At 29.7% G+C, this 26,620-nt stretch carries 21 protein-coding genes; 11 read left to right on the top strand and 10 right to left on the bottom strand.

The features are described 5' to 3' along the window. Positions 1–339: a tRNA-binding protein gene (locus FP421_RS05310; protein ID WP_159948315.1), complete on the top strand. Its 339-nt coding sequence runs from the start codon at positions 1–3 to the stop codon at positions 337–339. On the opposite strand, the gene FP421_RS05305 is transcribed toward FP421_RS05310, so the two are convergent. The 4 genes from FP421_RS05305 to FP421_RS05290 all read right to left on the bottom strand — a co-directional run bounded on the left by FP421_RS05305 (position 336) and on the right by FP421_RS05290 (position 4,944). Further along, positions 336–494, bottom strand: coding sequence for a YqaE/Pmp3 family membrane protein (locus tag FP421_RS05305; RefSeq protein WP_159948313.1), 159 nt, complete (start codon positions 492–494; stop codon positions 336–338). The two genes, FP421_RS05310 and FP421_RS05305, sit on opposite strands and share 4 nt — an antisense overlap. Before the next feature lie 191 nt (positions 495–685). Then, positions 686–3,178 (bottom strand): M14 metallopeptidase family protein, encoded by a 2,493-nt coding sequence (locus tag FP421_RS05300; RefSeq protein WP_201288798.1) that lies wholly within the window; start codon positions 3,176–3,178, stop codon positions 686–688. A gap of 98 nt (positions 3,179–3,276) precedes the next feature. Further along, the gene (locus FP421_RS05295; RefSeq protein WP_159948311.1) at positions 3,277–3,891 is read right to left on the bottom strand and encodes a LysE family translocator; all 615 of its coding nucleotides are present in this window, start codon (positions 3,889–3,891) and stop codon (positions 3,277–3,279) included. Between the two features lie 18 nt (positions 3,892–3,909). Next, the gene (locus FP421_RS05290) at positions 3,910–4,944 is read right to left on the bottom strand and encodes a quinone-dependent dihydroorotate dehydrogenase (protein ID WP_159948309.1); all 1,035 of its coding nucleotides are present in this window, start codon (positions 4,942–4,944) and stop codon (positions 3,910–3,912) included. Positions 4,945–5,068: 124 nt separating this feature from the next. On the opposite strand from FP421_RS05290, the gene FP421_RS05285 reads away from it, so the two are divergent. From FP421_RS05285 to FP421_RS05275, 3 genes are all read left to right on the top strand, one after another. Continuing rightward, positions 5,069–5,905, top strand: coding sequence for a sterol desaturase family protein (locus FP421_RS05285; protein WP_159948307.1), 837 nt, complete (start codon positions 5,069–5,071; stop codon positions 5,903–5,905). 63 nt (positions 5,906–5,968) lie between these two features. Continuing rightward, entirely contained in the window at positions 5,969–8,539 is a 2,571-nt protein-coding gene (locus FP421_RS05280) for a TonB-dependent receptor (protein ID WP_159948305.1), read from the top strand. A 276-nt stretch (positions 8,540–8,815) separates the two neighbouring features. Continuing rightward, positions 8,816–9,640, top strand: a complete 825-nt coding sequence (locus tag FP421_RS05275; RefSeq protein WP_159948303.1) for a thioredoxin family protein — start codon at positions 8,816–8,818, stop codon at positions 9,638–9,640. Between the two features lie 10 nt (positions 9,641–9,650). Here FP421_RS05275 and FP421_RS05270 read toward each other — a convergent pair whose 3' ends face one another. Beyond that, positions 9,651–10,862 carry an exo-beta-N-acetylmuramidase NamZ family protein gene (locus FP421_RS05270; protein ID WP_236548042.1) on the bottom strand — a complete coding sequence of 404 codons (1,212 nt, stop codon included), beginning with the start codon at positions 10,860–10,862 and terminating at the stop codon, positions 9,651–9,653. Positions 10,863–10,917: 55 nt separating this feature from the next. On the opposite strand from FP421_RS05270, the gene FP421_RS05265 reads away from it, so the two are divergent. After that, a complete protein-coding gene (locus FP421_RS05265) occupies positions 10,918–12,153 on the top strand; it encodes an ABC transporter permease (RefSeq protein WP_159948299.1) in 1,236 nt (411 codons plus the stop codon). 2 nt (positions 12,154–12,155) lie between these two features. On the opposite strand, the gene FP421_RS05260 is transcribed toward FP421_RS05265, so the two are convergent. Continuing rightward, positions 12,156–13,082, bottom strand: a complete 927-nt coding sequence (locus FP421_RS05260; protein WP_159948297.1) for a LysR family transcriptional regulator — start codon at positions 13,080–13,082, stop codon at positions 12,156–12,158. 327 nt (positions 13,083–13,409) lie between these two features. Here FP421_RS05260 and FP421_RS05255 point away from each other — a divergent pair, with 327 nt between their 5' ends. After that, entirely contained in the window at positions 13,410–14,372 is a 963-nt protein-coding gene (locus FP421_RS05255) for a sodium-dependent bicarbonate transport family permease (protein WP_159948295.1), read from the top strand. 228 nt (positions 14,373–14,600) lie between these two features. Here the strand turns inward: FP421_RS05255 and FP421_RS05250 are convergent, their stop codons facing one another. After that, entirely contained in the window at positions 14,601–15,125 is a 525-nt protein-coding gene (locus tag FP421_RS05250) for a YkgJ family cysteine cluster protein (RefSeq protein WP_159948293.1), read from the bottom strand. Positions 15,126–15,201: 76 nt separating this feature from the next. On the opposite strand from FP421_RS05250, the gene argS reads away from it, so the two are divergent. The 3 genes from argS to FP421_RS05235 all read left to right on the top strand — a co-directional run bounded on the left by argS (position 15,202) and on the right by FP421_RS05235 (position 19,109). Beyond that, complete coding sequence (argS, locus tag FP421_RS05245) at positions 15,202–16,977, top strand: arginine--tRNA ligase (RefSeq protein WP_159948291.1); 1,776 nt, start codon at positions 15,202–15,204, stop codon at positions 16,975–16,977. Positions 16,978–17,142: 165 nt separating this feature from the next. Then, on the top strand, positions 17,143–18,531 hold the full coding sequence (gene lpdA / locus FP421_RS05240) for a dihydrolipoyl dehydrogenase (RefSeq protein ID WP_159948289.1): 1,389 nt from the start codon (positions 17,143–17,145) through the stop codon (positions 18,529–18,531). A gap of 203 nt (positions 18,532–18,734) precedes the next feature. Then, positions 18,735–19,109 carry a LysM peptidoglycan-binding domain-containing protein gene (locus FP421_RS05235; protein ID WP_159948287.1) on the top strand — a complete coding sequence of 125 codons (375 nt, stop codon included), beginning with the start codon at positions 18,735–18,737 and terminating at the stop codon, positions 19,107–19,109. Positions 19,110–19,161: 52 nt separating this feature from the next. On the opposite strand, the gene FP421_RS05230 is transcribed toward FP421_RS05235, so the two are convergent. Next, the gene (locus FP421_RS05230) at positions 19,162–20,598 is read right to left on the bottom strand and encodes a DUF748 domain-containing protein (RefSeq protein ID WP_159948285.1); all 1,437 of its coding nucleotides are present in this window, start codon (positions 20,596–20,598) and stop codon (positions 19,162–19,164) included. Between the two features lie 167 nt (positions 20,599–20,765). Here FP421_RS05230 and FP421_RS05225 point away from each other — a divergent pair, with 167 nt between their 5' ends. Then, the gene (locus tag FP421_RS05225) at positions 20,766–21,365 is read left to right on the top strand and encodes a hypothetical protein (protein ID WP_159948283.1); all 600 of its coding nucleotides are present in this window, start codon (positions 20,766–20,768) and stop codon (positions 21,363–21,365) included. Here FP421_RS05225 and rlmF read toward each other — a convergent pair. Together rlmF and bshC are read right to left on the bottom strand one after the other, a co-directional pair. After that, positions 21,362–22,216 (bottom strand): 23S rRNA (adenine(1618)-N(6))-methyltransferase RlmF, encoded by an 855-nt coding sequence (rlmF, locus tag FP421_RS05220; RefSeq protein WP_201288797.1) that lies wholly within the window; start codon positions 22,214–22,216, stop codon positions 21,362–21,364. The genes FP421_RS05225 and rlmF overlap by 4 nt on opposite strands. An 88-nt stretch (positions 22,217–22,304) precedes the next feature. After that, on the bottom strand, positions 22,305–23,897 hold the full coding sequence (bshC, locus tag FP421_RS05215; protein WP_159948279.1) for a bacillithiol biosynthesis cysteine-adding enzyme BshC: 1,593 nt from the start codon (positions 23,895–23,897) through the stop codon (positions 22,305–22,307). A gap of 209 nt (positions 23,898–24,106) precedes the next feature. On the opposite strand from bshC, the gene FP421_RS05210 reads away from it, so the two are divergent. Next, positions 24,107–26,590, top strand: coding sequence for a M14 family zinc carboxypeptidase (locus FP421_RS05210; RefSeq protein ID WP_159948277.1), 2,484 nt, complete (start codon positions 24,107–24,109; stop codon positions 26,588–26,590). Positions 26,591–26,620 lie beyond the last annotated feature (30 nt).

The following is a 26,620-nucleotide window of genomic DNA, read 5'->3' as shown; positions in this document are numbered from 1 at the left end:
GTGAAAGAAGAAATTACATTTGATGATTTTCTAAAAGTTGATATTAGAATAGGCACTATTATTGAAGTCAATGATTTTCCTAAAGCTAGAAAACCAGCCTACCAACTTCTTGTTGATTTTGGAGATTTGGGTATTAAAAAGTCTAGTGCACAAATTACAGATTTATATACCAAAGAAGAATTACTACACAAACAAGTTTCTGCTGTTATTAATTTTGCACCTAGACAAATTGCTAATTTTAAGAGTGAAATTTTGGTTTTAGGTGTTTATAATACAGATGGTAAAGTGGTTTTACTACAAGCTATAAAAGCCATTAAAAATGGAGAGCAGGTTTCTTAATTTTTAGGATTGTTAAGTATTACCAAAGCACCAATCACTCCAGGAATCCATCCACAAAGTGTTAACAAAAAAATAATAAAAAAAGAGCCACAACCTTTATCTATTACTGATAATGGTGGAAACAATATGGCAAATAATACTCTAATAAAACTCATTTATACAATTTAGTTGGTTGTATAAATAAGACGAGTAATTAGAGGTTTTGTTACAGCTTTTTTTAAGTTTTATATTAACAAAGTTGCAAAGTATCAGAGTAGAAACTCTTAGACTTTACAACTTTTATTATTTTATATGTTAGAAGTAGCAAAACTAACAACTAACAACTAACAACTAACAACTAACAAACCTACATCTTATCACTAAAGAAAACAGCATTCATTAATAACTTGTTTGTTCCGTACCAAAATGCTCTAAAATTTGTGTTGTCTGTAAATACTATTACTCTACCTCTACCATAACGTTGTACTTTAAAAGGCACAGTATTTTTAATTACTTTGGCATTTTCTTTAGAAATATAACCGCTTAACAACGGTCTAGAAGTATATTGAATAGGATTATTATAACTGCGTTTGTCTGGTTTGATAAACATCGTAGAATTTCTAAACAATGCTATCTTATCGTTTTTATATCCGAAGTTTATAGGATGGGAACGATCTATCTTAGCCTCAAAAATAGCTCCTCCAATAACCTGAGCTCCAGATTTTAACGAACGATTTTCAAAAGACACATCTTTTATGGTATCAATTTTTGCACTGTCAAATTCAAGACCAATCATTTTATTACTTGCCAACCATCTTGCAGTATTTTTATAACCAATAACTACACCACCATTGCTTACCCAAGTTTTTATCTTTTCTACTGCACTTTTCTCTAAACCACTACTTGGAATAATGATGTGTGTGTATTTAGAAAGATCTACTCGTCTAAAATAGCGAGTATCAATTCTTGTTACATGCATGTCATAACGTTGGTCAAATAAATGCCAAATTTCTCCAGAATCATTTCCTGCTACTCCATCTCCAACAATCATAGCCACTTTTGGTTTGGTAATGGCTCTAAAATTATTAGAACCTAAATCAATTCCGTCATTTAAACCAGTAGTAACTGCTGTAATACTTACATGACTTTCTTTTGCAGTAGCATCTAAAAATTGATATAATTCAGTTGCATTTAATTTCTGATTTTGAACCGGGATAAAAATAGTTCCATATTCATAATCATTTCCACCATTTTTAAAGTTCTTCATAGACACCTTTGCACGGATACCTTTTTGTAAAACTGTATTTAATACCTTAGGTGTATAATACTCATTCCATGGCATTAAATACCCATAATCACTTTGAAAAGAAGCACCTCCTGTGTTCATTTTTAAATCAAAAATCTCATTTCCGGCTTTAGAAAGTGATACGTTATCAGCATAATCAACTCCAAATGCGTGATTAAAAGTCCATGCTGAAACATCATAAAATAAACTATCTTTAAAGGTAGTTCTTACATCAAACATTGCTTTTACCAAACGTTGATTTTTCTGATTCATTGGCACAATATAACTATAGCCTTTTTTAAATGTTTTTCCGTTTTGTGTAAAATCAGATTTTACTTCATGAATTTTTACTTGGTGGCGTTTTAAAACCTCAGCCAAATGATATGTTTTTGCTGCATCTTTCTCATCACCAAAAACAATTGCTTTTTTAGTTCCTGAGTTTCTAGATTCTTTATAAAAATCTTGTTGATATTGTAAGATTTTAGCTCTCATTTTTTTAGCCGCTTCTAAGGTAGATAAAGCTGCCGTAAATTGATTTCTAATGGTAAAAGGAAACGTTAAAATGCCATTTACTGTTTCTTGTGCGTGACCTCGAGAACTTCCTTGTTCAAACAAAATTCCAATACTTCCGTTAATATCTGGAAAAGTTGACCCTTTTCCGTAATAAAAATCATCAAAACTTTCTTCTGAGTAATACAGAGAACCTATTTTGTCTAACGCTTTTGCATGATATGTTGCAATTTCTTTTGTTAAATCTTGATTCATTTGAGGCGTCAACGGATTTGTTCTTGACGGAATTCCTGGTTGAAAAAAGAAACTTGAATTGCTTCCCATTTCATGGTGATCTGTTAAAATATTTGGCATCCACTTATGAAAACTAGCAATTCTAGCTCTACTTTCTGGTAATTGCACTGGCAACCAATCACGGTTCATATCAAACTGATAATGATTGGTTCTTCCTCTTGGCCAAATCTCAGAATATTCTCTATCGTTAGGATCTGGATTAATATTTTTACTCTTGTTGGTATTTGCCCAATATGCAAAACGTTGTAATCCATCAGGATTAAAAGCTGGATCCAATAAAATAACAGTATTGTTTAATAAATCTTGAGTTTCTGAAGAAACAGAAGCTGCCAGATAATAAGCAACTGCTAAAGATGCATTAGAACCACTGGGTTCATTACCATGAATAGAAAAACCTTGATAAACCACAATTGGTCGATTAGTAGCATCAACTGAAGCATCATTAGTAGCATCAATATGATTTTTTCTAATGCTTTCTAAATTTTTATGATTTTCTGGTGAGGTAATGGTTAACAATAATAAAGGCCTCCCTTCATACGTTGTTCCTCTATTTTCTATAGAAATTCTATCTGATGAAGCTGCCAAAGCTTTCATGTATTCTACCAATTTATCATGTGTAACATGCCACTCACCTACTTCATGCCCAATGATTTCTTTAGGAGTTGGAATGTTGGTATTGTATCTTTCTTTAGGTAAGTAATACGATAAATCAACTTGTTGCGCTAGCATTGAAGAAGAAACGAACAAGAGTAGTAGTAATACTTTTTTCATTTGAATTGAATTTGGTTATCTAACAAATATAAGTATTCAAAAAACTACTTCAATTTCTTTAACATTGATTTAAGATTTTATTGTGAAACAAGAGAGTGTTACACTAAAATCATAATGGCAATTCCAGTAAAAACAATTATTTGTCCCCATTTTAAATAGACGCCTGTTTTTGTGTGTTGTTTTAAGTATTCAGAAATACTTCCTGCTAATACAGCAATACTCCCAAAAACAACAAAGGAAACCAAAATAAAAACACCCCCCAAAACATAAAACTGAACAATTGTAGAAATTGTTTTTGAAAATAAAAACTGAGGAAAAAATGCCAAAAAGAAAATGGTAACTTTTGGGTTTAAGACATTCATTAAAAACCCCTTTTTAAACAATTGTACTGTGTTTTTCTTTTCTACTTTTTCATCAGAAAAGGATATTGTAGCGTCAGATTGATAGACTTTGTACGCCAAGTATAGTAAGTAAATTGCCCCTAATAATTTGATGATGAAAAATAGCGTCTCATTATCTTTGATGATTGCAGAAACACCAAATGCAACTAATGTAGTATGAATGATACAACCTGTCATTAAACCAAAAACAGTGGCTAAACCAAATTTTTGACCGTTAACAATACTTTGCGTGAGTACAAAAATATTATCTGGGCCAGGAGAAATAGCTAAAACTGATGTTGCAAATGCAAATGAAATTAAGATTTCTAGCATAGTTTAAAGATTAATAAACTAGCCTTTTTGTAAAATGGCTTTGTTTATTTTTTTAATCAGACTTGGTCCTTCGTAAATAAAACCAGTGTAAATTTGAACTAAATCTGCCCCAGCATCTATTTTTTCGAGTGCATCTTCTGCAGAATGAATTCCTCCTACTCCAATAATTGGAAATGCTTTCTTCGATTTTTCTGCCAAATATTTAATAACTGCTGTACTTTGTGCCTTTATAGGTTGCCCACTTAAACCACCATTACCAATTTCTGCCAATCGTTCTTTAGATGCTTTTAAACCTTCTCTATTGGTTGATGTGTTTGAAGCAATTACTCCATCAATCTTGGTTTCTTTAACCAACTCAATGATCTCATCCAATTGAATTTGATTTAAATCTGGAGCAATTTTTAATAAAATAGGTTTTTGTTTAGCTTCTTTTTCATTCAGTTTTTGACAAGCAGAAATCAATTCAACCAAGTAGTCTTTATCATTCAGTTTTGCATGACTTCCAACATTTGGGCAACTTACATTCAGAACAAAATAATCAACATAAGGATGTAATGCTGTAAATACTTCGCAGTAATCTTGTGTATAATTTTCAGGGGTTGTAGTTGTATTTTTTCCTAAGTTTCCTCCAACAATAACTTTGCCTTTATTTTGCTTAAGATTTTCTATTGCAGCTGCAATTCCATCATTATTAAACCCCATTCTATTGATAATTCCTTTGTCATCTTTCAAGCGAAATAATCGTTTCTTAGGATTTCCTGCTTGTCCTTTTGGAGTTACAGTTCCTATTTCAATAAAGCCAAAACCAAAGTTTGCCAACTCATTATACAAGACCGCATTTTTATCAAAACCTGCTGCTAAACCTACAGGATTTTCAAATTTTAATCCAAATAAATTTCTTTCTAAACGTTTGTCTTTTACTTTGTATAAACTTCTAAATATTGAAGTTACAAAAGGAACTCTAGACATCGTTTTAATTAACGAAAACGTAAAATAATGGATCTTTTCTGGGTCGAATAAGAAGAAAATTGGTCTTACAATAGCTTTGTACATACTGAACTAGAATTGAGATTTCTAGTTGGCAAAATTAAGCATTTTAAACTGGATAATTACTCAAATCTATATTCGATTTAAGATTACACAATTTTCACTATTTTAGTAAAAAATAAAAATCAATTTGGAAACCATTTTTAATTATTTTGAAACTATACCTTCTTCTCATAGAAGTATTATTTTAGTTGGCGGAATTACTTTTTTTTGGATATTAGAAGGTGCTGTACCTTTATTTAAATTCAATTATAAAAAATGGAAACATGCTTTGCCCAACTTATTTTTTACACTAACAACCGTAATTATCAATTTTGCATTGGCTTTTTTATTACTAAAAACTGCGGATTGGGTAAGTGCTAATAATTTTGGGTTAATCAATTGGCTACCCCAAATGCCTCTTTGGTTGTATGTAGTTTTAGGAGTTTTATTTTTAGATTTTTTTGGTGCTTACCTTGCTCATTATGTAGAGCACAAGGTAAAACCTTTATGGATGGTGCATTTGGTTCATCATACAGATCATAACGTAGATACCACAACAGCAAACAGACATCACCCTATAGAAAGTGTTATTCGTTTTGTGTTTACTTTATTGGGTGTTTTTGTAGTTGGAACTCCAATTGCTATTGTAATGCTCTATCAATCTATGTCTTTGATTTTTACGCAGTTTACACACGCCAATATTAAAATGTCTCCAAAAGTGGATAAATTTTTAAGCTACTTTATTGTGTCTCCAGATATGCACAAAGTACATCATCATAATATGTTGCCTTATACAGATTCTAACTATGGAAATATATTTTCGATTTGGGATAGAATTTTTGGAACTTATCTAGAGTTAGATCGTAAGGAAATTGTGTATGGAGTTGATACTTTTCCTGATGAAGTTAAAAATTCTTCTTTAAAAGATTTGTTAAAACAGCCTTTTCACAGTTATCGAAAACCTACCAATATAGAGCAACTCTAAATTGGTAATTTAAAAGTAAGCTTTGGTGTAGTTTTTGATGCAATTAAATAAATTTATATCATCATGAAAAGAAAAAGAATCTACATTACCTCTCTAGTTGTAACTGCTATCTTATTTAGTGCTTTTAGTAAAAAAGTAGTTAATGATCCTTTGTTTGATAGGGTTTTTGGTAAACTTGCTTTATACTCCACCAAACATAATCCTGAGAAAATTTACCTTCAAACCGATAAAGATTTTTATACTAATGGTGAAACAATTTGGTTTAAAACTTATTTGTTAGATGGAATTACGCACACTAAGAGTAACAAAAGTAAATTGGTTTATGTAGATTTAGTTGATATGAATGATAGTATAATCATTCAAAAAAAGATCTATATAGATGGTAAAAACTCTCATGGAGACATTAAAATAAATAAGAAAATTAAGCAAGGAAAATATATTTTACGTTCATACACAAAATATATGCTAAACCTAGAAGAACCAGTTTTCTTTCAAAAGGAAATTCCAATCTGGAAACAAAATATTGCTAAAAAAGAAGTTTTTACTGATAATGATAAGCTAAACATAAGTAATACAATTAAAGGAAAAACAATAAAACCCTCTTTTCAGTTTTTCCCAGAAGGTGGTGATTTAGTCTTTGGTTTAAAAAGTACAATAGGTATTAAAGTAACCGATAGTATTGGTAACGGTATTGAGTTACAAGGAAAAATTATTGATCAAAACAATAAAACAATAACTGCTTTTAAAACTTATAAATTTGGTTTAGGACTTACTAATTTTAAACCAGAAATAGGTAAAAAGTATTTTGCGGTCACAACAATAAACAATGCAAAATCTAAGTATAAACTCCCAACTCCTCTAAACAAAGGATATGTTTTAACTGTTCAAAATAGAGGTAAATTTGTTAAAGTAAGAGTAGAAACAAATATTAAAGATGGTTTAAATGGAACTCTATTATTAGGGCATCTCAGAGGAGATACTTTTTTTAAACATATTATAAAATCAAAAAATAAAACTACATTTTTTGTAAAGATCATGCTAAAAGGTTTACCTGACGGTGTTGCCCATTTTACATTATTTACTCCTAATGAAGAGCCTGTTTGCGAAAGGTTAACTTTTGTAGATCATCCAGATAATGATATCTCAATTAAAATAAAGACTAACAAAGAAAACTACAATCTAAGAGATAAGGTTGGGATTGACTTAAATCTAACCGATAAAAAAGGGAAAACTCTTAAAGGTGATTTCTCTATGAGTGTTATAACAAATTCTAATTTTAAAAAAGAAAATAATACCATTAAAAGTTGGTTTTTATTAGATTCTGATCTTGGTGGTACTATAGAAAATGCTAATTATTTCTTCGAAAACAATTCTCTAGAAAGAAGATACCTGTTAAATGCATTGATGCTTACCCATGGTTGGAGAAGGTTTGTTTGGAAAGATTTTTTAAAAAATTCTGTATTGAAGAAAAATAGTTTTGAACCTGAAAAAGGAATTATGATTCAGGGTGTTACTACCAATTTTAAAAATCAATATCAATACAAAAAAAGTAATGTTACACTTAAGCTTTTTGAACAAGGGCTGTATGAAAAAGGTAAAACTACTAACCTACAAGGTAAATTTACTTTTGGTCCATTTATTTTTAATGATACTGTAAAAGGGGTTATTGAAGCAAAAGATATTAAATCTAATAAGCAAAAAGATTTCTCAATTCATATTACCAATAACCTACCCTTAATTTCAATTCATATTACCAATAACCTACCCTTAATTAATTCACGAACAATAAAAAAGAAAACAAAAAACTATAAAATAGAATATGTAAAAGAGTATTTAAAAGAAGCCTTAGATAAAAAAATAAGTGACTTTAAATATGATCCAGGTGCAACAGAACTAGAAGAAGTTATAGTCATTACTAAAAAGAGAAAAACAAAGTCTGAACTTATAAAAAAACAAATAGAAGAACAAATAAAAGAATTATCTATTATACATGGTATACCAGATAAAAGAATCTTTAGGGACTCAATTCCCAATGTAATATCATTGGAATCAGCCTTTGATTTACTAAGATTTACAGCAGGAGTTCGAGTTTTTGGTATGTATCCTAACCAAAGAATAATGATAAGAGGTGGTATGGGTAGTGTTCATTCTGGTAAATCATCACTAATTCTAGTAGATGGCTTACAAGTAACTCAAGAATTTGCCTCTAGTATAAGAGCATCAGAAGTAGATTTTATTGATGTTTTAAAAGGAGCATCAGCAGCTATCTATGGAATGCGGGGTGGTAATGGAGTTATTGCTATTTACATGCGTGGGTCTTTAAATATTATAGATTATACAGAAAAATACCCAGGTATTACAAACTTTGAAATTAAAGGTTTTTCTAAAGCTCGAGAATTTTATAAACCCAATTATACAATACCCAAACCAGAGCATGAAAAACCAGATTACAGAACTACTTTACATTGGGAACCAAACCTAAAACTAACCAGTAATCAAGATAAAACTATAAATTTCTTTTCTGGCGATCGGTATGGAAAATATTTAGTAAAAATAGAAGGAATTACTGATGATGGAAGAGCCGTCAATGGTTTTTATAATTTTAGAGTAACTGACCAATTAGATTTAAAATAATAACTAAAGAAGCTTCTTACAGTTATCGAAAACCTACTAATTTTTAGGCTATTTTTTGAATTCTTTCTTTTGATACAATTTAATTAAAACTTTTCACAGTTGTCCTAGAAATTAACCAGAACTGATAAAAAGTAACTTTTTACTCACACAATAGAAACTTTTAAGATGCTCCCTAAAACAAATAGCTACATTAGATTTTTATTAAAAAACAATAACCTTATTTGTATTTTTTATATTTATTTTTAAATTTGAAAAAATTGTAAATAAACCCAAATTATGAAAAAGAAAATACTACTTTTTTTGTTATTTATTGCCATAAGTACAACTTCAAAAGCTACTAACTGGATAACATCATATGAAAGTGCAAAAAAACTTGCTGCTGCAACAAATAAATTTATAATAGTTGATTTTTGGGCTACCTGGTGTGGTCCTTGTAAAAAAATGGATTCAGAGTCATGGAGCGATTCTGGAGTTCAAGAATTAATGAGCAATTTTATACCCTTGAAAATTGATATTGATTTTAATAGAAATTTAGCTCTAAAATATGACATTAGATCAATACCAGATGTTTTTATAATGGATGCTAATGGAGAAATCATACATCATAATATAGGGTATATGTCTAAATTGCAATTAACTAAACTTCTAAAAAGATACTCTTATAAAACTGAATTTTTACAAAAGGATTTAATCAATTTTATGAACAAAAATTCAGGTAAAAGTGCTCTAAATATTGCTGAAAAATATTTTGATTTCTCCATTTATGTCAAAAAAAATGTAAGAAATGATTTTTTAAAATTAGGTGAAAAATACTTAAAAAAAGCGCGTGTTTCGGCAAAAAAAGAAGATGCTCAAAAAATAAGTTTATTAGGTGACTTTTATACTAATTTGATAAAAGGAAAATATAAAAAAACTCTTAAAAAAATAGATAATAAGTTTGAAGAAACAGATATTAGAGAAGAGAATAAACTACTGTATACTTTTATAAAATTTACTGCTTACCACAAATTAGGTGATAAAGAAAATGCCAAAATTTGGTATGAAAAGCTTAAGCTTATCGAAAATTACAAAAAAACACTTTTAAAGTCTAGAAAAATATAATCTTGTTTTTTTAATTGTAAATCAAATACTTTTCCCGAATAATTTTAAAGTTTACCAAACCTTTTGCCCAAGTTTTTCGAATTTCTTGTTCAGACAAACCTTGTTCGATTTGTTGTTGTAGTTTTTCTGTTCCAGCATGAATGGTAAATGTGCTACCAAAGAATTTTTCTGTTTTGGGAGTTCGCTTATAGGCATCCATTAAAAAAGACAAATTGATTTTGGATAAATGCGGTGCTTGCCTTAAATCAACACCATAACATAATTTTTCTTTGTGTTTTGGATATTTGGCACCATCATTGGCTTTTGGTGTATAAGAAAAATTAGTTTTCTTAAAAAATGGCGCTCCATATCTTTGAAATTGAAATTCAGTTCCACGTCCTGCATTTATGGTAGTTCCTTCAAAAAAACCTAAACTTGGGTATAAATTGATGCTTTTATCATTAGGCAAATTAGGTGAAGGTTTTATGGGTAAACTGTATGTTGAATTATGATTGTAATGCTCTAAAGGAATCACCTTTAAATCACATTGAACATTATTTTTTAGCCATTTTTCACCATTTATCATTTGTGCATATTCGCCAATTGTCATTCCATATACTACAGGAACTGAATGTTTCCCTACAAAACTAGAGTGTTTTGGTTCTAAAACTGGTCCGTCAATATAATGTCCATTAGGATTTGGCCTATCAAGTACTATCACTTGAATTCCGTTTTCTGCACAAGCTTCCATTACAAAATGAAGTGTAGAAATATAGGTGTAAAAACGCACACCCACATCTTGAATATCAAACACCACAACATCAATTCCTTCTAATTGTTTTGCTGAAGGTTTTTTACTTTTTCCATGCAATGATAAAATAGGCAATCCTGTTTTGGTATCAATAGCATCGTCAACATGAGCAGCAGCATCTTCTTTTCCTCTAAAACCGTGTTCAGGCGCAAATACTTTTTTTACATGAATACCATTATAACTATGCAAATAATCTACCAAATGATGCGTTACTTTTTTAGAGCCCATAACATTTGGTGCAACTTCAGCTCTTTGTAAAACTGATAAAACTGAAGTATGGTTGGCAACAATTGCGATATTCTTACCTTTCAATAAATTGAGATACAAATTGGTGTTCTCTGCTCCTGTTTTTATTGTTGTTCCTTTTTGTTCTACTTTTTTTTCTGATTTCTCTTTTGTGGTCTGAGCACAAGAAATCAGCTGAAAATTCATCAGTAAAAACAAGAATAAATATGTACTTTTGAAGGGTTTAAAAAGAATCATTAATTTGAATTACGAGTTATTTATTGCAAAACGCATTATTGCTGGCAAAAAGTATAAAAATAGCATTTCATCACCAATAATAAAAATTGCCATTACAGCAATTGCATTAGGAATTATCATTATGTTGATTGCTGTTGCTACTGGAGCTGGTTTGCAATACAAAATACGCGATAAAATGGCTGGATTTAAAGGTCATGTTCAAATTATCAATTATGATGCCAATAACTCAGATATATCTACGGTTTCTATCGATAAAAACCAAGATTTCTATCCAACGTTTAAAGATATTGATGGCATTAAAAATATTCAAATTTTTGCCAATAAAGGCGGAATTTTAAGAACAAAAACCGATTTTGAAGGCATTATTTTTAAAGGAGTTTCTACAGATTATGATTGGACTCTGTTTAAAGAGTATTTAGTATCAGGTACTATCCCTGATTTGCATCAGGATAGAACAAAGGGGGTTTTATTGTCACAAACCGTTGTCAATCGTTTACAGTTAAAGCTACACGATACAGTTCAGGCTACTTTCTTAAAAACAGCAAATAGTAAATTAACATCACAAAGAAAATATACTGTAGTTGGTATTTACAATTCTGGTTTTGCTGAGTTTGATAAATCAATGATGATTGGTGACATTAGAGAAGTGCAAAGACTAAATAAATGGTCTGAAAATGAAATTGGTGGTTTTGAAGTAATCTTAGAAAGTTTTGATAATATTGAAGCTAAAGGAGATGAAATTTACAATAGAATTAGCGCAACTTTAAACAGTAAAACTATTCTTGAAAGTTATCCAACTGTTTTTGAATGGATTCAATTATTTGACAATAATGTTTGGTTTATTATTGGAATTATGATTTTGGTGGCTGGGATTAATATGATTACTGCTTTATTGGTTTTGATTTTAGAACGTGTGCAAATGATTGGTATTTTAAAGGCTTTAGGAAGTACAAATACAAGCATTCGAAAAGTGTTTTTATATAATGCTTCTTACTTAATTTTAAAAGGCTTGTTTTGGGGGAATTTAATTAGCTTATCAATCCTCTTTATTCAACATTATTTTAAAGTGATTACATTAAACCCTGAAACGTATTATGTAACTACAATGCCTGTACATATCTCATTTACCTATATTCTACTCTTAAATATTGGAACCTTAGTAATGTCTTTTTTAATGTTAATTATCCCATCTTTTATCATTACAAAAATTCAACCTTCAACATCAATTAAATTTGCCTAATCTTATTCGTAATTATCATATTTTTTAAATTGATTTTCAATGATTTCATCTTTATTATTGATAATGTAATTTTGAAAGGCTTTTGCAACATTAGTTAGGTTTTTAGATTTTAACCAAATTAAGTTCCAATTGGTTTCTAATGGTAAATCTTTTATTTTTAATATTTTTAGATCCGCATTTTTAATAGATTCATTCATACCTATTATTGGCATAATAGACACACCCAAACCAGCAATAACAGCCTGCTTAACAGCTTCATTAGAAGTAAGTTCCATTTTACGTAAAATTTCTATTTTGTGTTTTACCAAGTATCTTTCCATTGCCAATCGTGTAGCTGACCCTTTTTCTCTAAAAATAAAAATTGATTGATTCAAATCTTTTAAAGAAATAAACTCCTTATCATGTTTATATTCTTTTCCAGCAACAAAAAACATTTTGTTTTTCATTAATTGAATACGTTCAATATTTAACTTTTTAGGAATTGTAGAAACCATAGCAAAATCGCATTCATTATTTTCTAAAGCTCTAATCACAGACATTTTATTGGTAACATCCATAGTAACATCAACCATACTATTCTCTTTGATAAAATCAGATAAAAAATAAGGCATTACGTATTTTGCTGTAGAAACTATGGCTATTTTAAGTTTTCCAGCCAATTTCCCTTCAAAAATTGATGATTTATAATTTATAGCTTCTACTTCTTCAAGAATTTTAGAAGCTGCTTTTGCTATTTCGTCACCAAATTCTGTTATATATAATTTACGTCCAACCACTTCAAAAAGAGGCAGTTTAAACTGATCTTGAAATTTTTTTAATTGTATAGAAACTGCTGGTTGTGTTAAAAAAAGTTGTTCTGAGGCTTTTGTAACACTTTTTGTTTCAGCTATTTTTTTAAAAATCTCTAATTGATGCAATGTATAATTCATAAATATATCTTATGTATTTCATTATAAATATAAATAAAAATATATTAAAATTACATTGCACCTTTGCGAAAATTAAAATAATAATTTTTTATCCTTAAAAACATTAAAACAAACAAGATTAAATAGTAAAATTATGTACAACTCTATTCTCGCATCAATAAAAGAAATGAAAAAAAAAATCAATCTTTAAATTAATAAATGGTCTTACCAACAAACATTAGACTTTACAACTATTCAACAACAATCAAATACGCACATTTTATTTAGTAGAAAAATACAGCTTAGTTAAGAGTTCTTCTACTTTTTTTACACCAAATTTTTAAAACAATGGACTTACATTATTTAATAGACAACTTAACAAACCCAGCACTTTTATTCTTCTTTTTAGGATTAATTGCTGTAAATCTAAAAAGCGATTTACGTATTCCAGAAAATTCATCCAAATTTATATCATTATATCTTCTTTTAGCAATCGGGTTTAAAGGAGGACAAGAACTAGCACATAGTGTAATTACCTCAGAAATTATTTGGTCATTACTATTTGGAGTATTATTAGCATTATTAGTACCAATTTATTGCTATTATATTCTAAGGTTAAAGTTAAGTGTTGAAAATTCTGGTGCCATTGCTTCTGCTTATGGATCTGTAAGTGCAGTAACATTTGTAACAACAATATCTTTCTTAGAAATGTCTAATATTCCTTTTGGAGGGCATATGGTAGCAGTTATGGCTTTAATGGAAGCACCATCTATTATCATTGGAGTTTTATTGATAAATCTTCACAAAAAAGACAAAAATGATAAAGCATCTTTTAAGCATATTATCCACCATTCGTTAACTAACGGAAGTGTATTATTAATCATAGGAAGTTTGTTTGTTGGCTATTTTACAAATGATGCACAAGCAGAAGGAATTAAACCATTTACTACTGATATTTTTAAAGGATTTTTAGCTGTATTTTTATTAGACATGGGGATAACAAGTGGTCAAAAACTAAAAGCATTGATAAAAAAAGGGTGGTTTACTCTTTCTTTTGCTATAATCATTCCAATAATAAATGGATGCTTAGTTGCAGTTATTAGTGGTTTTTTTATGGAAGAAATTGGAAATAGATTGCTCATGTCTATTTTGGCTGCAAGTGCATCTTATATTGCTGTGCCTGCTGCGATGAAATTGGCAGCACCAAAAGCTAACCCAGGACTTTATATTCCTATGGCTTTAGCTATTACCTTTCCATTTAACATAACTATAGGGATGCCTTTATACTTGTGCATAATTGAAGTTTGCTAAACAAAACATAGTTATTTAACAGTATATAAAGTAAAAATAACGCTTGGTAAATTATTGAAATAATGTAAACCTAAAAAAGCCATCTATAAAGAGATGGCTTTTTGATAATCAACTAATTCAAATAATTTACACAATGAAAACAGTTTACTAAGCTGTTTCAATTATTTATAAGCAATCTACGTGCCAAAAAAAATTTGAATTGTATTTTTAGAAATCTTTAACAAATTATCACCTTCTCCTCACTTTTTTATTTGATGCTAAAGGCAATCGTTTTTTTAATGCCTCTACAATATTATAAGTTGCAGGACATACAAAAGTGTTTGTAACTGTTAAATCTGTTATTTGAATAAATTTTCTTCTATTGGTATGCGGATATTCTGCACAAGCTTTAGGACGTACATCATAGATAAAACAAGTATTATCAGATTCATCTAAAAATGCACAGGGTGCAGTTTTTAACACCATAAAATCATCTGGATCTCTTTCTAAATACGTACTAATAAAATCAGCAACTTTCATTTTTAAGTGTTTAGAAATACGCTCAATATCTTTATGTGTAAAAATAGGACTGGTAGTTTTACAACAGTTTCCACAATCTAAACAATCTGTTTTTTCAAATTCTTCATCATGCAATTCTTGCATTACAACATCTAAATTTTTAGGTGTTCTACGTTTTAAGTTTGCAAAATATTTTTTGTTTTCTTTTTGTGCTTCTGCTGCTAATTTAGGTAGTTGTTCTAGGCGTTTTTCCATATCCGAAAAATACAATTATTTCTACTAATTTTTACACTAAAAATATGTAATTTTGCATTTCAATTTTCGAGACTAGATGAGTATTCAAAATAGCATAGAAACCAAAGTAAAAGAAGCTTTTTTAGCTTTATATGAAGTAGAAATTCCATCTGTAGAATTTCAAGCAACTCGTAAAGAATTTGAAGGAGATATTACTGTAGTAGTTTTCCCTATGTTGCGTTACAAGAAAGGAAATCCCGCTCAAATTGGAGAAGAACTAGGGAAATATGTAGTTGAAAATTTAGAAGAAATCACCAATTATAATGTGGTAAAAGGCTTTTTAAATTTAGTGATTGACGATGCTTTTTACAGCAACTTCTTCAATTCAATTTATAAGGACGTTAACTATGGTTTTGTTTCACCAAATGCGGATGAAAAAGCAGTTATGGTTGAATATTCATCACCAAACACCAACAAACCATTGCATTTAGGTCATGTTAGAAACAACCTATTAGGCTATTCTGTTGCAGAAATTAGTAAAGCTGCTGGAAAAAAAGTGTACAAAACACAAATCATCAACGATAGGGGAATTCATATCTGTAAATCGATGTTGGCTTGGGAAAAGTTTGGAAATGGAGAAACTCCTGAATCTACAGGTTTAAAAGGTGATAAATTAGTTGGAAATTACTATGTGAAATTCGATCAAGAATATAAGAAACAAATCGCTCAATTAATTTCTCAAGGTAAAACTGAAGAGGAAGCTAAAAAAGAGGCACCTCTATTTGTTGAAGCACAACAAATGTTGAGAGATTGGGAAAATGGCTTACCTCAAGTCGTTGACTTGTGGAAAAAAATGAATCAATGGGTGTATGATGGTTTTGACATCACTTACAAAACTATGGGTGTTGATTTTGACACTTTATATTACGAAAGTGATACCTACTTATTAGGAAAAGATGTAGTTGCCCAAGGTTTAGAAAAAGGTGTTTTTTATAGAAAAGAAGACGGTTCTGTTTGGTGTGATTTAACTGATGAGGGCTTAGACGAAAAAATTGTACTGCGTTCTGACGGAACAGCTGTATACATGACACAAGATATTGGTACTGCCATTCAACGTGTTAAAGATTATGCAGATGTTGGAGGAATGGTATACACAGTTGGTAATGAACAAGACTACCACTTTCAAGTTTTATTTTTGATACTTAAAAAATTAGGTTTTGATTGGGCAAAAAACCTGTATCATTTGAGTTACGGAATGGTAGATTTACCATCAGGAAAAATGAAATCTAGAGAAGGAACTGTAGTTGATGCTGATGATTTAATGGTAGAAATGTCTGATACAGCAAAAACGATTTCTGAAGAATTAGGTAAACTAGATGGTTATTCTGAAGAAGAGAAAAATAAGTTATACAATACTATTGGTTTAGGAGCTTTAAAATATTTTATTTTAAAAGTAGATCCTAAAAAAAGAATCTTGTTCGATCCAAAATCTTCTGTAGATTTTCAAGGAAATACAGGTCCTTTTATTCAGTATACGTATGCTCGGATTCAATCTATCATTAGAAAAGCTGATTTTGATTACACAAAACCTGTCACTATTGATTTACACGAAAAAGAGAAAGAATTGATAAAACAATTAGAATTGTTCCCTGAAACTGTGCAACAAGCTGCTGCCAATTATTCACCAGCAATTATTGCAAATTACACCTATGATTTGGTGAAAGAGTTTAATTCTTTTTATCAAAATGTATCTATTTTAGGAGAAGAAAATCAAAATAAGAAAATCTTTAGAGTACAAATTTCTAAAAAAGTAGCAGACACTATTAAATCTGCTTTTTCTTTGTTAGGAATTGATGTTCCTGAAAGAATGTAGTTAATTTTGTCAGTATCCGCAAAAAATTGGCGGTAAAACGACAAAAGTTATTAAATTTGTATGCGTTAGGGATTGAAGTGACATCCTTTTTTGAGTTTCGAAAAAAAGATACAACGTAAAGCCCGTTAAAACGCCCAAAAAAAAGTATAGAAAACAAACACAATTATGAAATACGACATCATTATTATTGGAAGCGGTCCTGGAGGATATGTTACTGCCATTAGAGCATCTCAACTAGGTTTTAAAACAGCTATAGTAGAAAAAGAATCTTTAGGTGGAATTTGCTTAAACTGGGGATGTATACCAACTAAAGCTTTATTAAAATCTGCGCAAGTTTATGATTATTTAAAGCACGTAGATGAATATGGTTTAAAAGCAGAGGCTATTGATAAAGATTTTGATGCTGTAATTAAAAGAAGTCGTGGTGTTGCAGAGGGAATGAGCAAAGGTGTTCAGTTCTTAATGAAAAAAAATAAAATTGATATTATTGATGGTTTTGGTAAAATAAAAACTGGTAAAAAAGTAGATGTTACTGCAGAAGATGGTACAGTTACTGAATATGCTGCAAATAACATTATTATAGCTACAGGTGCACGTTCTCGTGTTTTACCAAATCTACCTCAAGATGGTAAAAAAGTAATTGGCTACAGAGAAGCTATGACATTACCAAATCAACCAAAATCTATGATAGTTGTAGGTTCTGGTGCAATTGGAGTTGAGTTTGCGCATTTTTACAACACCATGGGAACTGAAGTAACTATAGTTGAGTTTATGCCTAATATTGTGCCTGTTGAGGATAAAGATATTTCAAAACAATTTGAGCGTTCTTTAAAGAAATCTGGAATTAAAATTATGACAAACTCTTCTGTAGAGTCTGTAGATACTTCTGGTGATGGCGTTAAAGCAACTGTAAAAACAAAGAAAGGTGAAGAAGTTTTAGAAGCTGACATTGTACTTTCTGCAGTTGGAATTAAAACAAATATCGAAAACATTGGTTTAGAAGATGTTGGAATTATAACTGATAGAGATAAAATTTTAGTAAACGATTGGTATCAAACAAATATTCCTGGTTATTATGCTATTGGTGATGTTGTGCCTGGACCTGCATTAGCTCACGTTGCTTCTGCAGAAGGAATTACTTGTGTAGAAAAATTAGCTGGTTTACATACAGAAGCTATCGATTATGGTAACATTCCTGGGTGTACGTATGCGTCTCCAGAAATTGCTTCTGTTGGTATGACAGAAGACAAAGCTAAAGAAGCTGGTTACGAATTAAAAGTTGGTAAATTTCCATTCTCTGCTTCTGGTAAAGCAAAAGCAGCTGGAACTCCAGATGGATTTGTAAAAGTAATTTTTGATGCAAAATATGGAGAGTGGTTAGGTTGCCATATGATTGGAGCTGGAGTTACAGATATGATTGCAGAAGCTGTTTTAGGTCGTAAATTAGAAACTACTGGTCATGAAGTATTAAAAGCAATTCATCCTCACCCAACTATGAGTGAAGCTGTGATGGAAGCTGTTGCTGATGCTTATGATGAAGTAATTCACTTGTAAAATTATCGTCATTACGAGAATCTTAGGGCGATGTAACCTTTTATTTCAAATTACAAGGTTGCCTCAGAAAGTAAAAAGATTTTCTTCGTAATGACACTTAACTACAAAAACAATACATTTATCGAAAAACCGAAGTTATTGACTTCGGTTTTTTTGTACATTTATATTCATTTAGTAAATAATACAATCAAAAAAATAAAAAAATGAGAGCAAAGTATCAAAGCGTTTTAGATTTAGGAGAACAATTAAGCATTAAAAATGGAGATGTAAAAGAAGAAGATGGACAGTTAAAAGTTTGGGGAACTGCTAAAACACCATATGAAAAAGACTTACTATGGGATGAAATTAAAAAAGTTGGTGGTGAGAATCCAACAGATATAATGGCTGACATTAAAGTAGAAGACGATTCTGTGTATGCAAGACATACAGTTGCTAAAGGAGAAACTTTAGGTGGAATTGCAAAAAAATATTACGGAAAAGTTATGAAGTATAAAGATATCTTTGAAGCAAATTCGGATGTTTTAAAAAATCCAGATGTGATTCATCCTGGACAAGAGTTAGTGATTCCTAATTTGTAAGAATTATACGGTATTAGTTTTAAAAACCGAAACAGTTTGTTTCGGTTTTTTATTACAATAAAGATTTCATCAAACCTTTTTCCATATTTTTCCAAAAGAAGTTCCAAAAAGACTTTGTTTGGTTTCTTTTTACATCAGATACCTCAACAGCTATTAATCCATTTTTTGAAGTATCTTTTATCAATAGATTAGCAAACCAACTTAACAAACGGTTTTTCTTCTTTTTTTTCTTTAAAAACTCTATTTTAAAATCTTTAAACATCACATCAAACTTACCATTTGATGACCAATTATTGCCTTCAAAATCAAAATCCATTCTATTTATAAAACCATCCATAGTTACATTCATAGCAGGTGAAATATAAGAACTCATATTTTTTGATGTCACATTTTTTAGAAAACCTCTAATTCTAAATTTATCTTTAACATCTTGAATCTTAAAACTATATACAACATGTAAAGGTGAATCTCCCATAAATTTTGAATGAATGGTAGTTGTTACATTAGTTTTATTATTTTTTCTATTGTTGATATTTTTTATCGTAACATTTAAATCGTCAAAAACTAAAACACCAGGTTTGTTTTCTCTTTTTAACAACTCTTCATAGGTAAGTTTAGAGTCTTTTATATTAATTTGATCTATATTCAACAAAAAAGGAAGTTCTCTTAGTGATTTACTGTATAGTTTTTTTATTTTTTTTGATTCGGAAAACCTAGTTTTATCTTGATATAAACCAAAATTAGCATTGCTAATATTTATTGTTTTTGCATTAAAGAAAAGGCTATCTGTTTTTTCTATATGAAAGTTTACTATTTGTAAAGAATCAATATTAATATCCATCAACTCTTTTTCTTCAGTAACATTAAAAATATAATTCTTTCTAGATTTTAAAGGCTTTAACATCAATTTATGTAATGAAATTAAGCTGTCTTTTAAAGTAATGTTCTCAATTTCTAGTTGCTGAACTTCTGAAACTTTTCGCTCTAAATTACGTACTTCAAAAAATATTTTTTGATATGAAAAAGGAATTGTATTTGTTTGATTGTCGAACACAAAATCATTAATCTCAAGGTGTACTTCTTCGATCTTTAAATCGTTTTGTTTTGCATCGGTTATATTTAAATTTCCTTTAATAATTTCTAAATTCTTAACCTTTAAATACATTTTTTTAGGAGTAGCAGTGTCCTTTTTAAACATATTTGCAAATAGAGTGTCATTCATCTTTCCTGAGAATTGTGGCGCTACCAATTTTAAACCAGAAACATTAAAAGTATTGTTTACAAAGGCATCATAATAAGACAAACCCGCTAATTGAATTGATTTAGATTTGATATAAAAACTATCTTTTTCTATTTCTATATCAGACAAAGAAACATCACCAAACAATAAATTTACAGAGCTTGTAGCTTTTATAGATATTCCATTTTTTAAGGAGTTTTCTACAAGTATTTTATCAATTTTCCTTTCAATTAAATAATTTGACAGCATAAAGATTACTGTTAGCAAAAGAAGGAATACAATTATTCTTTTTCGATGTGATTTTCTAATTTTCAACTTTTTAAAGTTTTTATATCAGTTTTAAAAATAGTTAAAAACTTTGAATCATTTATTTTTGAAGTAAAAAATGTACATTTGATGCCTAAAAAAGGTTAATATTGATTTCTAACAAAAAACTTTTTTCAAAAGAAATAGGTAAAGCACTTGCAAAACTTATCATTGCAGGAGTATTAATAGGCTTCTTAAAACAATATGATCTTATTGTTGCTATTCTTTTAGGATTAAAAATTATCCATAATATTTATGTTGAAATTATCAAGCCAGAACAAAAAAACTGGTTGTTATTAATTGGAATGCTACTTACTTGTTTTGGAGGAATAGTTGGTGAAACCTGGGGCGTAACCAATGGGTATTGGGAATATCATGAAGTAACCCGAAAATTACCTTTATGGTTACCTTTTGCATGGATGCTTGCGTTTCACTACTTGTATAAATTAGAACGAAATTTAATTCCTCTTTTGACAAATCAAACTCAAAAAAACAAAATTATTTTGGCTATTATTTTGGCTTTAATCCTACCAGCTTTTGGAGAAGTGATTACCATTTATCTCGGGGTTTGGACCTATTATTGGCCTTATCAAATTTTAGGAGTACCATTATATGCTTTTGTCTGTTTGGTATTTGTACATATGTTAGTATATACTATTTTACATTTGGTTTGTAAAAAATATAATGTTGAAGATGTAGTTTTTAACTAAAATCGCCAGCAAACAATTCTTGTTACTTTATTCCCTTGATTTAAAGGAATTACTTTAAATTCTTTTACTCCTAATTTCTTTGAGGATGTTTCTAAACTCTCTACATTTTCTTTTTTAGAAACCAAGCTTGTATACCATTTACTCACTTTTGGATATAAAGAACTTTCATACAAATAATTATGTAAAAACGCTTTTTCTCCGCCAACATACCACAATTCATTGTTGTTTCCAGAAAAATTTCTAACCGCGTTATTTCCTAAATTTCTAGTTTTTCTTCTATTTGCACCTCTTGCTTCTTCTGCCGATTTGTAAAAAGGCGGATTACACATTGTTGCTGAAAAAGAATCATCTTCTTCTAAAACTCCTTTTAAAATATGTTGTTCATCAAACTGTTTCCTTAATTTAATCTTCACATCCAAATCATTATCATCAATAATATCTTGTGCACTATCTAAAGAATCTAAATCAATATCTATTGCTGTAAAATTCCAGTTAGATTCTGCAACTCCTAACAACGGATAAATACAAGTTGCTCCTGTTCCGATATCTAAAATATGAATATTTTCTTCGGATGAAAGCAAATCTCTTAAATGCAATATATAGTCTAAACGACCAGGAATTGGTGGACATAAATTATCATCAGGAAAATCCCAAACACCAATTGCATCATAAGAAAACAATAAGGCCTTATTGAGTTCTTTTACAGCTTTAGGGTTGGAAAAATCTATGGTTGTTGTCCTATATTTGTTTTGGAAAACAAACTCTTTTAAATGCGGGTTTTTTTTGATTAATTCATCAAAATTATATCCTTTATTGAACTTGTTATTGGGGTGTAAGCCTTTTTCTTTCATGGTCAATTTCTTTCTGTTACAACGCAGTCATGAACTTAGAATAACCTCTCTACTGCGCTCGAGAAGACATTGTTTAGTATAAACTATCTTACAATTCTAAGATTGTAAATTCTAATTGTAAGGGTTGTAATGTGTCTTTTAAAGCAGCTATAAAAACAGCTCCGTACTCTAAATAATATTCAGAAAAATTACGTTGACGTTCTTCTAAACTTTGATTGGGCAATAATTCGTTTTGAATCAAGGTAATTCTCTCTACTAAATCTTTTTGCCTTCTTTTTTCTGCTTTTATCAGTCTTTTTTTAAGGTGTTTTAATCCTTTTATTTGTTTTGTTTCTTGAGCATTCACTGCTCCAATAAAAGAAGCATCTGTTTGTTTTGCAACTTCTCTTAAATCTGAAAATTGACTTTCTAAATAGGCTACTTTTTTATCAAAATCAATCTTAATATCAGAATTTTCAACTACTTTTTTAGAAAGTAAGTCATTTTGTTTCAAAAACAGTTCTTCTAAAGAAATATCTAATTTATCTAATTTTTGTTGTTGCTTTTTAGAAATTACTTGTACTGAATTACGCAATAATAAAATAGGAAAAGGAACATCAACCTCATTAAAAAAAGCTTTCAACTCTAGCCAATAAGCTTGTTCTCCTCCTCCACCTATATAACATAGATTAGGCAAAATTACTTCTTGATAAAAAGGTCTCAAAATAACGTTTGGTGAAAATGCTCTAGGATTTTGTTCTAGTTCAGCAAAAATTTCTTCTTCAGAGAAAGTAATTTCTGTGTTGTTTACTCTGTAAATTTCATCTTCTAAAATAATACGTTCTCTAAAATCATCGCCCAGATAAAACAAATTAAGTTCTCTTGGGTTTACTTGAATTTTATACTGCTGCTCTAAATCTTTAATAGTCTTAGAAACTGTTTTATAAGATGTTTGATGTACTAACTCTTCTTTAGCATACGGAATGAATAACTCTTTTAATTTTTGATCATCGCCATCAACAATCACCAAACCATATGAACCACACAATTCGTTGGCGATGTAGCGAGTTGCATCTGCTAAGTTTTGATGCTTTAAGTATCCTTCAGAAAATAATTGTTTTAAAAACTGTGCATTTTTTGAGTTTCCTAAATGGTTTGAAAACACTTCAAAAACAGCATCTAAACTTTCTGTAGAAAAACGACCAACTGCACCACCATCTTCTCTATTCCACAATACTTTTTTTCCATCAAAATTAAAATAATTAATTTCTTCAAAATCGTGATCTTCTGTTGCCATCCAATACACAGGAACAAAGTTTTGTTTTGGGTATTTGGATGACAGTTGTTCACACAAGTTAATAGCAGAAATAATTTTATATAAAAAATACAAAGGTCCAGTAAACAAATTCAATTGATGACCAGTGGTAATTGTAAATGTATTTTCTAATTGTAATAATTCTAAATTTTGTCTTGTTTTTTCTGATGTTTTAAAACCAACATATTGATTTTCTAAAGCGTCTGCTAAAACTTTTCTGGATTCTAAACTAAATGAACCACTCTTTTCTTCAATTTGATTTTTAAAACCATGTATATCTGGAAAATTATTAAAAAAAGGTAAAATAGATTCTTTTTGCTCTAAATAATCTAGCATGGTTTTAGAGAAAAAACCGGTTTTTTGAAATGGAATGTGTGTTACTTTCATAGATGATTAGGCAATAACACAAGTTTTACAACAATCGGATTCTGAGTTAGAATTCATAAAGTCTGATTAATTTTTGATAAAAATACGAATAATTCATCCTTTGTCGAAAACCGTCAATCAATCTAACAAACTTTTAACATGTTGCAGGTTTTGATTTCTGTTTTTAAAGAATTTTATTGCTTATTTTTGAGCATCAAACTTTATTATATATGAAAATTAAATTACTCCTATTCACTGCTTTCTTAATTTCTGGAAGTATTTTTTCTCAAACACTACAATCTCCTTCAGAATTTTTAGGTTACGAAATTGGTTCACGCTTTACAAGGCATCATAAAGTTGTAGAATACTTTACCTATGTAAGCAATACGCTTTCTAATGTAAAACTAGAAAAGTATGGTGAAACTAATGAACACAGGCCTTTGTATTTGAGTTATATTTCTTCACAAGAAAACATCAATAATTTAGAAAACATCAGAAAAAACAACCTTTCGCAAACTGGTATTATTTCTGGAAATGCTGATAATAAAACAGCTATTGTTTGGATGAGTTACAACGTTCATGGAAATGAAGCCTCTAGTACTGAAGCAGCAATGTTAACCATCTACGAATTGGTCACAAAGAAAAAGGCTTGGTTAGAAAATACAGTAGTTATCATAGACCCTTGTATAAATCCTGATGGTAGAGATCGTTATGTAAATTGGTACAATCAAGTAAAAAGCACTCCTTTTAACACCAATCAAGAAGCAAAAGAACATTCTGAGCCCTGGCCAGGAGGAAGACCTAACCATTATTTATTTGATTTGAATAGAGATTGGGCTTGGGCCACTCAAGTTGAATCTCAACAAAGAATAAAAATGTATAACAAGTGGATGCCACATCTACATGTTGATTTTCACGAACAAGGAATGAACAGTCCTTATTATTTTGCTCCTGCAGCAGAACCTTTTCATGAAATTATTTCTGATTGGCAACGTGATTTTCAAACTCAGATAGGAAAAAATCATGCTAAATATTTTGACAAAGAAGGCTGGTTATATTTTACAAAAGAACGTTTTGATTTATTATACCCAAGTTATGGAGATACTTATCCTACTTATATGGGTGCAATAGGAATGACTTTTGAGCAAGCTGGTCATGGTAGAGCTGGATTAGGAATTCAAACTGATGAAGGTGAAATTTTAACCTTAAAAGACAGAGCAATACACCACATGACCACTGGTTTGTCTACAGTTGAAATTTCTTCTAAAAATGCTGGTAAACTTAATACTGAATTCAAAAAATTCTTTGACAATAGTAATTTAAAGTATAAAAGTTATGTCTTAAAGAATGAAAATGAAGACAAAACAAATCGTTTAAAACGATTATTAGACAAGCATGAAATTAAATATGAAAATGCAAAAAAGGGTACTGTAAAAGGGTTTGATTATCAAAATCAAAAAGATGGAAAAATGAGTGTTTCTTCATCTGATTTGGTAATTCATTCCAACCAACCAAAAGGAAAAATGGTTAAGGTTTTGTTTGAACCTAAAGCAAAACTTTCTGACTCTTTAACTTACGATATTACAGCTTGGTCTTTACCTTATGCACATGGCTTTAAAACAATTGCGTCTAAATCTAAAGTTGCTTCTTCTACGAGTTCCGATTCAAAAAAAGTAACAAACATTATTAATACAAGTGCTTATGCTTATGTATCTAAATGGAATAGTTTAGAAGACGCTACTTTTTTAGGAGCAATACTCCAAGCAAATATTACTCCACGTTTTTCAGAAAAATCTTTTTCTGTAAATGGAAAATCTTTTGATAGAGGAAGTATAGTGATTTTAAGAAATGACAATAGAAACGATAATTTTGATACTAAATTAATTGAAATTGCAAACGAGCATCAACGAGAATTAAACCCTATCTCAACAGGATTTATGGATTCTGGAGCTGATTTTGGTTCGTATAATGTAAAACCAATTCACAAACAAAAAATTGCTGTTTTGTCAGGAAAAGGAACTTCTTCTTTAAGCTTTGGTGAGGTTTGGCATTTCTTTGAAACACAATTAAAATATCCTATTACAAATATAAATTCAGATTATTTTAGTCGTGTAGATTTTTCTAATTACGATGTCATTATTTTACCAAATGGATATTATAGTCGTGTTTTAAATTCATCAACTTTAGAAAAATTAAAACAATGGACTCGTTCTGGAGGAACATTAATTGTTATGGGAAATGCGCTATCTTCTTTTGCTGATAAAAAAGGATATGCATTAAAAAAGAAAGTAGCAAATGAAGGTAAGGATAAGAAAGAGGCAAATCTAACACCATATGCAGATAGAGAACGTAAAAGGTTTCAAAATTTAATAACTGGTAGTATTTTTAAAAGTAAAGTTGATGCAACTCATCCATTAGCTTTTGGTTATACTGATGAATATTTCTCTTTGAAATTAGGATCTTCTTCTTATAAATATTTACAAAACGGAAGTAATGTTGCTTATTTTGATGAAAGCGCTAAAAATATTTCTGGTTATGCTGGTAGTAAAGCTGTAAAACAAGTTCCTGAATCGCTACTTTTTGGTGAGGAAAGAATGGGGCGTGGAAGTATTGTTTATATGGTAGACAATCCTTTATTCAGATCTTTTTGGGATAATGGAAAACTCTTTGTGGCCAATGCAGTATTCTTATTAAATTCTGATACAATTAAATAATCTTAAATATAAAAACCACTCATTTTAAGT

Source organism: Polaribacter septentrionalilitoris (assembly GCF_009832745.1).
Taxonomy (GTDB): Bacteria; Bacteroidota; Bacteroidia; order Flavobacteriales; family Flavobacteriaceae; genus Polaribacter; species Polaribacter septentrionalilitoris.
Note: the sequence above shows the minus strand (reverse complement) of the source record. Positions and strands in the feature narration are given on the sequence as shown.

Bases quoted from the DNA above. Each gene is read 5' to 3' on its own strand.
- rlmF (WP_201288797.1), bottom strand. From the start codon at position 22,216: ATGAAAGAAAAAGGCTTACACCCCAATAACAAGTTCAATAAAGGATAT.
- bshC (WP_159948279.1), bottom strand. From the start codon at position 23,897: ATGAAAGTAACACACATTCCATTTCAAAAAACCGGTTTTTTCTCTAAA.
- FP421_RS05255 (WP_159948295.1), top strand. From the start codon at position 13,410: ATGGACTTACATTATTTAATAGACAACTTAACAAACCCAGCACTTTTA.
- FP421_RS05270 (WP_236548042.1), bottom strand. From the start codon at position 10,862: ATGAATTTTCAGCTGATTTCTTGTGCTCAGACCACAAAAGAGAAATCA.
- FP421_RS05230 (WP_159948285.1), bottom strand. From the start codon at position 20,598: ATGCTGTCAAATTATTTAATTGAAAGGAAAATTGATAAAATACTTGTA.
- lpdA (WP_159948289.1), top strand. From the start codon at position 17,143: ATGAAATACGACATCATTATTATTGGAAGCGGTCCTGGAGGATATGTT.
- FP421_RS05235 (WP_159948287.1), top strand. From the start codon at position 18,735: ATGAGAGCAAAGTATCAAAGCGTTTTAGATTTAGGAGAACAATTAAGC.
- FP421_RS05295 (WP_159948311.1), bottom strand. From the start codon at position 3,891: ATGCTAGAAATCTTAATTTCATTTGCATTTGCAACATCAGTTTTAGCT.
- FP421_RS05290 (WP_159948309.1), bottom strand. From the start codon at position 4,944: ATGTACAAAGCTATTGTAAGACCAATTTTCTTCTTATTCGACCCAGAA.
- FP421_RS05275 (WP_159948303.1), top strand. From the start codon at position 8,816: ATGAAAAAGAAAATACTACTTTTTTTGTTATTTATTGCCATAAGTACA.
- FP421_RS05280 (WP_159948305.1), top strand. From the start codon at position 5,969: ATGAAAAGAAAAAGAATCTACATTACCTCTCTAGTTGTAACTGCTATC.
- FP421_RS05210 (WP_159948277.1), top strand. From the start codon at position 24,107: ATGAAAATTAAATTACTCCTATTCACTGCTTTCTTAATTTCTGGAAGT.
- FP421_RS05250 (WP_159948293.1), bottom strand. From the start codon at position 15,125: ATGGAAAAACGCCTAGAACAACTACCTAAATTAGCAGCAGAAGCACAA.
- FP421_RS05300 (WP_201288798.1), bottom strand. From the start codon at position 3,178: ATGAAAAAAGTATTACTACTACTCTTGTTCGTTTCTTCTTCAATGCTA.
- FP421_RS05260 (WP_159948297.1), bottom strand. From the start codon at position 13,082: ATGAATTATACATTGCATCAATTAGAGATTTTTAAAAAAATAGCTGAA.
- argS (WP_159948291.1), top strand. From the start codon at position 15,202: ATGAGTATTCAAAATAGCATAGAAACCAAAGTAAAAGAAGCTTTTTTA.
- FP421_RS05305 (WP_159948313.1), bottom strand. From the start codon at position 494: ATGAGTTTTATTAGAGTATTATTTGCCATATTGTTTCCACCATTATCA.